The organism is Oleiphilus sp. HI0079, from assembly GCF_001635105.1.
On the sequence record NZ_LWFT01000839.1, the window covers coordinates 1 to 7389 of the forward strand.

Annotated in this window: 9 protein-coding genes and 1 pseudogene; 1 reads left to right on the forward strand and 9 read right to left on the reverse strand. The window is 46.1% G+C overall.

The annotated features are described in order from the left end of the window. The 9 genes from A3750_RS15650 to A3750_RS15690 form a co-directional block, all read right to left on the reverse strand. Nucleotides 1-460 (reverse strand): cytochrome c-type biogenesis protein (locus A3750_RS15650; RefSeq protein WP_231871845.1); only part of this gene is annotated, 460 nt, incomplete at its 3' end. Between the two features lie 10 nt (nt 461-470). Beyond that, a complete protein-coding gene (locus A3750_RS15655) occupies nt 471-1004 on the reverse strand; it encodes a DsbE family thiol:disulfide interchange protein (protein WP_068453373.1) in 534 nt (177 codons plus the stop codon). A gap of 7 nt (nt 1005-1011) precedes the next feature. Continuing rightward, entirely contained in the window at nt 1012-2994 is a 1983-nt protein-coding gene (locus A3750_RS15660; protein WP_068453371.1) for a heme lyase CcmF/NrfE family subunit, read from the reverse strand. 2 nt (nt 2995-2996) lie between these two features. Continuing rightward, on the reverse strand, nt 2997-3494 hold the full coding sequence (gene ccmE, locus A3750_RS15665) for a cytochrome c maturation protein CcmE (protein ID WP_068453369.1): 498 nt from the start codon (nt 3492-3494) through the stop codon (nt 2997-2999). Then, complete coding sequence (gene ccmD / locus A3750_RS15670; protein ID WP_068453367.1) at nt 3478-3669, reverse strand: heme exporter protein CcmD; 192 nt, start codon at nt 3667-3669, stop codon at nt 3478-3480. Before ccmD ends, ccmE begins: the two co-directional genes overlap by 17 nt. Next, complete coding sequence (locus A3750_RS15675; RefSeq protein WP_068453365.1) at nt 3662-4411, reverse strand: heme ABC transporter permease; 750 nt, start codon at nt 4409-4411, stop codon at nt 3662-3664. Before A3750_RS15675 ends, ccmD begins: the two co-directional genes overlap by 8 nt. Nucleotides 4412-4441: 30 nt before the next feature. Further along, nucleotides 4442-5143, reverse strand: a complete 702-nt coding sequence (gene ccmB / locus A3750_RS15680; protein WP_068453363.1) for a heme exporter protein CcmB — start codon at nt 5141-5143, stop codon at nt 4442-4444. After that, nucleotides 5136-5735, reverse strand: a complete 600-nt coding sequence (gene ccmA, locus A3750_RS15685) for a heme ABC exporter ATP-binding protein CcmA (RefSeq protein WP_068453361.1) — start codon at nt 5733-5735, stop codon at nt 5136-5138. The genes ccmB and ccmA overlap by 8 nt, the downstream gene beginning before the upstream one ends. Before the next feature lie 129 nt (nt 5736-5864). Beyond that, on the reverse strand, nt 5865-6875 hold the full coding sequence (locus A3750_RS15690) for a putative solute-binding protein (protein WP_068453359.1): 1011 nt from the start codon (nt 6873-6875) through the stop codon (nt 5865-5867). Between the two features lie 246 nt (nt 6876-7121). Here A3750_RS15690 and A3750_RS26920 point away from each other — a divergent pair. Next, a pseudogene (locus A3750_RS26920) lies at nt 7122-7389 on the forward strand (methyltransferase); the annotation flags it as partial.

The window sequence follows — 7389 nt, forward strand, 5'->3', positions numbered from 1 at the left end:
CTAATAACTCTGCAACTGAATTGCCTCTCGAAGACCCCGAGTTTTGTTTGGTTTTCTCAACCTCGCTGGGGCTTTTTTTGCGGCGAGAGACTAACAAGATGACGAGAGCGCCAAGGACAATAAAAACCCAAGGCCCATACCAAAGTAGATAGGTCTCTGTGCTGACTTTGGGCTTATACGTAACAAAGTCACCAAACCGCTCAATCATATAATTCACGACTTCGTCTGAGGTTTTTCCGTCTTCTACGAGTCGATGAACCTGCACACGCATATCCTTAGCAATGGGGGCATTGGAATCCGCGATATCCTGGTTTTGACATTTGGGGCACCGTAATTCTCGGGTCAATTCTTTGTAGGATTGGCGGTTTTCATCACTGCTGAATTCGAAGACGTCGATACTTGACGACTGCGTTAAAAACGAAAGCGACAACAAACATGCGAAGACCATGATATGAGGCAAGAGATACTCCTTACTTCCCAAGTAGCTCGCGATAACGCGGCTCAATTTGTGCTTCCCAGATGCGCTGATTCACTTCACCAACATGGCGATACCGAACGATCCCGTCTTTATCCACAAGATATGTTTCTGGCGCTCCATAGACGCCAAGATCGAAACCAAACGAACCCTTTGGATCATATATATTCAAAGAATAAGGGTCGCCAAGCTCTACCAGCCATTGATTGGCCTTAGACCGATCGTCTTTATAATTCAAACCAATGATGGGTACGCCTTTATTAGCAAGCCTGATTAAATATGGGTGCTCGGTTCGACAGGAAGGGCACCATGTCGCCCAAACGTTCAAAAGAGAAGGCCGACCTTTTAGCGCGTCTTGATTCACTTTAAGCCCCTGATCCTCAAGGACGGACAACTCAAACTCGGGAATGGGGTCGTTTAACCTTGCAGTTTCGAGTTTGTTTGGATCTTTTCCCAAAGCAGTGTAAAGAATGAGTCCCAAGCCAACCGCTAAAACGAGAGGGGTGATATATACTAATCTTGAATTCATACGACTCTTATTTTGCAACCTCTAGGTTGCCAGTAATGTCTGCGGATTTAGACTTGGTTATGTGATAACGGTAACGTTTGTCGGATACGGCAATGCATCCAGCAATAAACATGAAGATAGCGCCTAGCCAAATCCATCGCACTAAAGGCTTATACTGGACTCGCACAGCCCATGCGCCTTCACCCAGTTCTTCGCCGATAGCCACATAGATATCGCGCCAGAACCCTGGATCAATCCCTGCCTCGGTCATTGGGCTGGATTGAGAAAAATAGACGCGTTTTTCCGGGCTCAACACGCTCACCAAACTATTATCCCGAAGCACCCGTACGTTCACCCTCGTCGCTTCATAATTTGGTCCGCGAATCTTTTCCTCACTATCAAACATCAGTTGGTAATCACCGAGGGTCACCATCTGACCAGCCACGATGCGGACATCGCGCTCGATTGAATGCATCGAAACAACCACCGCTCCAATCACCATAAACGCAAAACCAATATGACCGAAAAGCATTGCATAATATGACCGACCGAGGGACAACTTCGCTCTCAAACTACCCTGTTTAGCCGCGCAGCGGCGATAAACATCGGATGCACTCACCACGATGATCCAAACGCCGAGCAATACCGCAACCCAGGTAAACCAATCCCACTCGTAACCAGTTACTAAAGTCAGTACGGTGGCTGCAGCAACGCTAATGACGGCAAATTTACGAATTTGCTGATTGAATTGAGCGACAGGCGTTCTCTTCCATTGAGAGAGAAGACCAAAACCCAAGAACAACGCTAAGATCGCCATTAACGGAGCGAAGACAGCATTGAAGTAAGGAGGCCCAATAGACAATTTACCTGCACCAATAAAATCAAGCACCAAGGGATAAAGTGTGCCAAGCATGACGGTTATCCATGCAACAACAAGAATGATATTGTTCGCGAGGAGAAAGCTCTCTCGTGAGAGCAGTTGATGTTCTGATTTACCAACGAGATCAGGCGCTCGCCAAGCATAAAGCAACAATGAGCTAATAATGGTTATGGCTAAGAGTCCAAGTACAAACTGCCCTCGACTCGGATCCGACGCAAACGCATGAACAGACGTGAGTACGCCCGAACGTACCAAAAACGTACCCAGTAAACTTAAGGAAAACGCGATAATGGCGAGAAAAATAGTCCAGCTTTTAAATGCTCCGCGCTTTTCAGTTACGGCTAAGGAGTGCATAAGCGCCGTACCAACTAACCACGGCATAAAGGAAGCGTTTTCAACAGGATCCCAAAACCACCATCCGCCCCAACCAAGCTCGTAATACGCCCACCAACTTCCTAATGCAATACCTAGCGTGAGAAACCCCCAGGCCGTTATGGTCCAAGGTCGCGACCATTTAGCCCAAGCGCTATCCAAACGCCCTCCCATCAAGGCAGCGATGGCGAAAGCAAAAGCAACAGAAAACCCGACATATCCCATGTAGAGCATCGGCGGATGAACAATGAGCCCAAAGTCCTGCAATAGTGGGTTGAGATCGCTACCTTCCATAGGCACATGCGGGAAAGTCCGGGCAAACGGATTAGACGTGAGCAGGATAAACAATAAGAAACCTACGCTGATCATTCCCATAACAGCTAATACCCGAGCCAACATCTCGCGCGGGAGCTGACGACTGAATAAAACCACAGCCATCGTCCACCCCGCTAACGTGAGTGCCCAGAGAAGCAGGGAGCCTTCATGACCTCCCCAGACGGCGCTGACTTTATACACATCGGGTAGCAAGGTATTCGAATGGCCTGCAACATATTTGACGCTAAAATCGTCTTGCAGAAAAGCAATCGCCAAGCATACGAACGAAACAGCAATAAAGACAAATTGCCCTGTGGCAAAAAACCGGCCCGTTTCCATCCATACCGGCGAGCGGCGCGCGACGCCGTATAGCGGCAAAACACTTTGGACAAGGGCAAACATCAATCCCAGTATTAGAGTAAAGTGACCAAGCTCAGGCAACATGATTAGTAACCTCCCGAATAACTATTCTCGGATGAAGGCGCACTCTCATCATCGATTTTTTCGCCATAAACACTATGCCCCGACTTCTCGAGCGCTTCCGCCACTTCGGGCGGCATATAGTTTTCATCATGTTTTGCGAGCACTTCTTCTGCAATCAGCACTCGATTTTCATTAATTCGCCCTAGAGCAACAATGCCTTGTCCCTCACGAAATAAATCGGGAAGAATGCCTGTGTACTCAACATCGACCTCTGAACTGAAATCTGTCAAAACAAATTTAACGGCCAAGGAGCCCTCGTCGCGCCCCACTGAACCTTCTTTCACCATACCGCCTGCTCTAATCTTCGCTCCCACAGGCGCCTCACCATCGGCAATCTGTGTTGGGTTATAAAAAAGGTTTATGTTTTCACTCAAAGCGTACATCGCCAGTCCGACGACAATTGAAAAACCAATCGTCAGAAAAGCGACGATCATCAATCGTTGTTTACGTTTTTGGTTCAAGAGCTTTACTCGCTTTTAGCTTGGTTAACCGATCAATCTTTTTACGCACTTTCATCTTCGCGGCGGTCTTTGATTTAATACTCAATACGCCAAGAAAAACTAATGCGAATACACTTACACCATACGCGAGCCACACATAAAAAGTGTGATCACCCATGTCAAAATACTCAAACATCTAACCTTTCCTGTAATAACTTTTTCACCCATTTTGTCTTGTATTCGCGCTCTAGAATCTCAGTTTGTAGGCGAAAGAGCACGAGGCAGGCAAACAAAGCATACACACCTATCACCATAACAAGCAGAGGAAGCCACATCTCAACTGGCATTGCCGGCTTTTCAGTTAAAGTAAATGTTGCTGGCTGATGCAGAGTATTCCACCAATCTACTGAATACTTGATAATCGGAATATTCACGACGCCAACCAACACTAAGATATACGTTGCCCTTGCCCGATTGAGATCGTTTTCAATTGCACCTCTCAACGCGATAACACCAAAATAAAGAAACAACAAGAGAAGCATTGAGGTTAAGCGCGCATCCCAAACCCACCATGTTCCCCAAGTAGGTTTTCCCCAAACAGCGCCAGTAAACAAAGCGAGAAACGTCATGACCGCCCCGATCGGTGCCGCAGACGCGATAAAGTAATCGCTCATTTTCATCCGCCAAACCAAACCCACCAAAGCGGCAGTCGCCATCATCATGTAGACCGACTGCGCAAGAATCGCTGCGGGAACATGAATGTATATGATTCTAAAGCTATCCCCCTGCTGATAATCAGGTGGCGCCAAGAAGAGCCCCCAATATGCCCCGCCGAGCATCATTGAGGCCGCTACGAACAACAATGGTTTTTGTATACGCTCTGCAAAATCGTACAACCACTTTGGTGACCCAAATTTATGAAACCATGCCCAAGTCATATTTTTACACCCAGAAACCCTGTCATTGCCTTAGTTATCCACCGCAATTTTCAACGAAGCAGAAGTAGCAAACGGACATGTAATGATTGACAGCACAAGTAACGCCGCCAAAATCGCAAACAACCCTGAAACATGCAACCCCTCAGCCGACGCTCTGAGAATTCCTGTGGCAAAGATCAAAACAGGCGTTGCAAGCGGAAGAACAATCAGCATAAGTAAAACCCCGCCACCTCTGACGCCGGCTGTCAGCGCCGCTCCAATACTCACAATTAGCGCCAAAGACGGCGTGCCAATCAATAGTGTGAACAACATAACGGGAATTTGTTCCACGGCCATATGCAGCATTACTGCTAACAGGGGACTAATTATAACGAGTGGCAAAGAAGTTACGAGCCACAACGCAAACACTTTAGACAATACCATTAGAAATAATGGATGCTCTGATAAAATCCATTGTTCCGTTGTGCCATCCTCGAAATCCTGCTTAAACATTTGACCGACCGACAGCAGCAGGCTAAGCATAAACGCGACCCAAATAAGTCCACCTGCACTAACACTTAAATAGTCTTTGCCAGGATCAACACCGAGCGGGAACAGTACGATCACCATCACAAAGAACATCAGCCCATTAAATAGCTCCTGCTTACTTCGCCATGACATTCTTAATTCGGTAACGACAATATTTTTGAGTATAAAAAAAACGCTTGAGCGTTCAAATGACGCCTTACTCATAACCGCTCCCTAAGACCAAAGAGCGTAACCTCTCATCATCAAACTGATGATGACTAGTAAACACAACCAGAGAACCTTTCTCTACTAGCGAAATCAGAAACTGTTCCAAGAATTCAACACCTAGACGATCCAAAGAAGCAAAAGGCTCGTCAAGCAGGCAGACCTTTGAACCTGAAGTGAGGATTGAAGCCAGCGCAACTCTGCGGCGCTGCCCTTCGGACATATCGCTGCATAAAACATGCTCATACCCAGCGAGTCCGACCTCCGCTAACGCACCTAAATTATCAATCTGGCGCGCCTCGCAAAACAAAGAATACATCTCCAAATTCTCTGAAGCTGTTAGATTCCGTTTCACGTTGATTTTATGGCCAAAATACTTTGTCGATCGAGCCATCTGGGAACGCTCTATCGTTCCGCTATAACCGCTATATAAACCTGCCAGACAACGTAAAAGCGTGCTTTTACCAGCGCCATTCACGCCCTTAACGTGTACGAGCTCCCCTGCGCAAAGATTAAATGAAAGCCCTTCGAATAAGACGCGATCATCGCGCTCGCAATGAAGCTCACTAACCTGGATGAGGGATTCGGACATCTGCCTATGTGCACTTAAAAAAGGGGTGAAAAGTATAATTTATTTTGCGCTGCGGCTAAATCTTTCCGCGCAGATAAAAACAAAAAAGCCGGCTATTAAGCCGGCTTTCTCACAAGAATTACGTAAAACTTAGAAACGCTCTTCTTTAGGTGCAGAACATTCTCCGCGAGAAGGATCTACAGAACAACGGATCTTCCACAACAAGCTTAACGCTTTAGGATCCAGAACACCTTCGTTACGAAGCTCAGATCGAATCTCTCCGCGGAACTTCTCTAGCGCAGCCTTCGTTGCCTCGTCGGTTTTGATCCAGTACTTAGAAGGAATCTCTGCTTCCGCATCTTTCACCATCTTGTTGATATCGGGTAGACGGTTAAGAATGTACTCACGCATCTGCTGTCCAAAGTCAGGGCTGAAACGATCTTTGTGAGAAATCATCTGCATCATACCGTAAAGAAGTTTCTCGTCGATGATGCCGCCATTCTCGCCAAGACCGTGGTAAAGCTCAAATACGTTATAGCCCAAAGCAACCATTGGAAGAATATCGATGTTGCCATTGTTAAACTGGCCAGAGAACGTTGCAAGCGAAGTACCTACTGGCGACGCACCAGCCAAATCTGCAAACTTGTGGCTTTGTGGGTCTTCGTTAAGAACAGATACTTTTTTACCACTAAAATCGGCAACTGTATCAATCTCGCGATCGTTCACGAAAAGATAAACAGAACCAACAGGAAGGGTACCAACCACTTCGTAGTTACCATTCGTCAAGTACGGAGACAATTTCGGGTTGGTCAACGTTTTCAAAACACGCGCCAAACCTTCTTCGTCTACAATACCGCCAAGCGCATCAAGAGTTCCGCCAAACGGAACGTAAGGACGACTCAAGATCGCTGTTAGGAATACCACATCACATAGACCCGCTTTAAAGTCGTTAGACGCTACTTTCTCATCCGTGTAAGCAACGATCTCAACGTCGATGCCCCAAGCCATACCTTTCGCAGTCAAGTCTGAGAAAAACGCAACAGCAGGGCCGTTATTACCTACAGGGTCATAAAGACAGAATTTTTTCTTTTCTAAAGCTGCAGCAGCGGATGAACTCACGGCTACAAGCAAAAGAGAAGCTAGAAATTGACGAATCGTCATTTGCACACACCTCAGCGCTCGGTTATCAAAAATTTTTTATTAGGTTTGGACCACAAATTAATTATTCTTTGCGTATCGAAACCGCAGCGCATAGTACTAGAAATTACAATTAGTGACAAAGAAACACGAAGCAAATTAAAAGCTATTTACCACTTTAGTGAACTAGGGCACTATTCTCGAAATCGACCAAAAACAATCAATTTATTGATAGCTATTCGTGCTCGCCCAAGGTGAAGATTTTCGATAATGAAAAACAATAACAAGTCATTGCTTTATAATGAAAAATGCCCGCTGTGCACCAGCGATGACTGCCTTCTATATTGGCAAGGACAAAACCCAACTCGAGATTACCTTCATTGCCAACACTGCGACCTTGTATTTGTCCCTTCTAGATTTCAGTTATGTTCAGAAGAAGAAAAAAAAATATACGATCAACATGAAAACAATCCGCAGGATGAACGCTACCGAAAATTCCTCGGAAGACTATTTGCCCCGATGAGCACCATGCTTTCAA

Excerpts from the sequence above, each read along its gene's own strand:
- A3750_RS15660 (WP_068453371.1), bottom strand. The coding sequence starts at position 2,994 with ATGTTGCCTGAGCTTGGTCACTTTACTCTAATACTGGGATTGATGTTT.
- ccmA (WP_068453361.1), bottom strand. The coding sequence starts at position 5,735 with ATGTCCGAATCCCTCATCCAGGTTAGTGAGCTTCATTGCGAGCGCGAT.
- ccmD (WP_068453367.1), bottom strand. The coding sequence starts at position 3,669 with ATGTTTGAGTATTTTGACATGGGTGATCACACTTTTTATGTGTGGCTC.
- A3750_RS15690 (WP_068453359.1), bottom strand. The coding sequence starts at position 6,875 with ATGACGATTCGTCAATTTCTAGCTTCTCTTTTGCTTGTAGCCGTGAGT.
- A3750_RS15655 (WP_068453373.1), bottom strand. The coding sequence starts at position 1,004 with ATGAATTCAAGATTAGTATATATCACCCCTCTCGTTTTAGCGGTTGGC.
- ccmB (WP_068453363.1), bottom strand. The coding sequence starts at position 5,143 with ATGAGTAAGGCGTCATTTGAACGCTCAAGCGTTTTTTTTATACTCAAA.
- A3750_RS15675 (WP_068453365.1), bottom strand. The coding sequence starts at position 4,411 with ATGACTTGGGCATGGTTTCATAAATTTGGGTCACCAAAGTGGTTGTAC.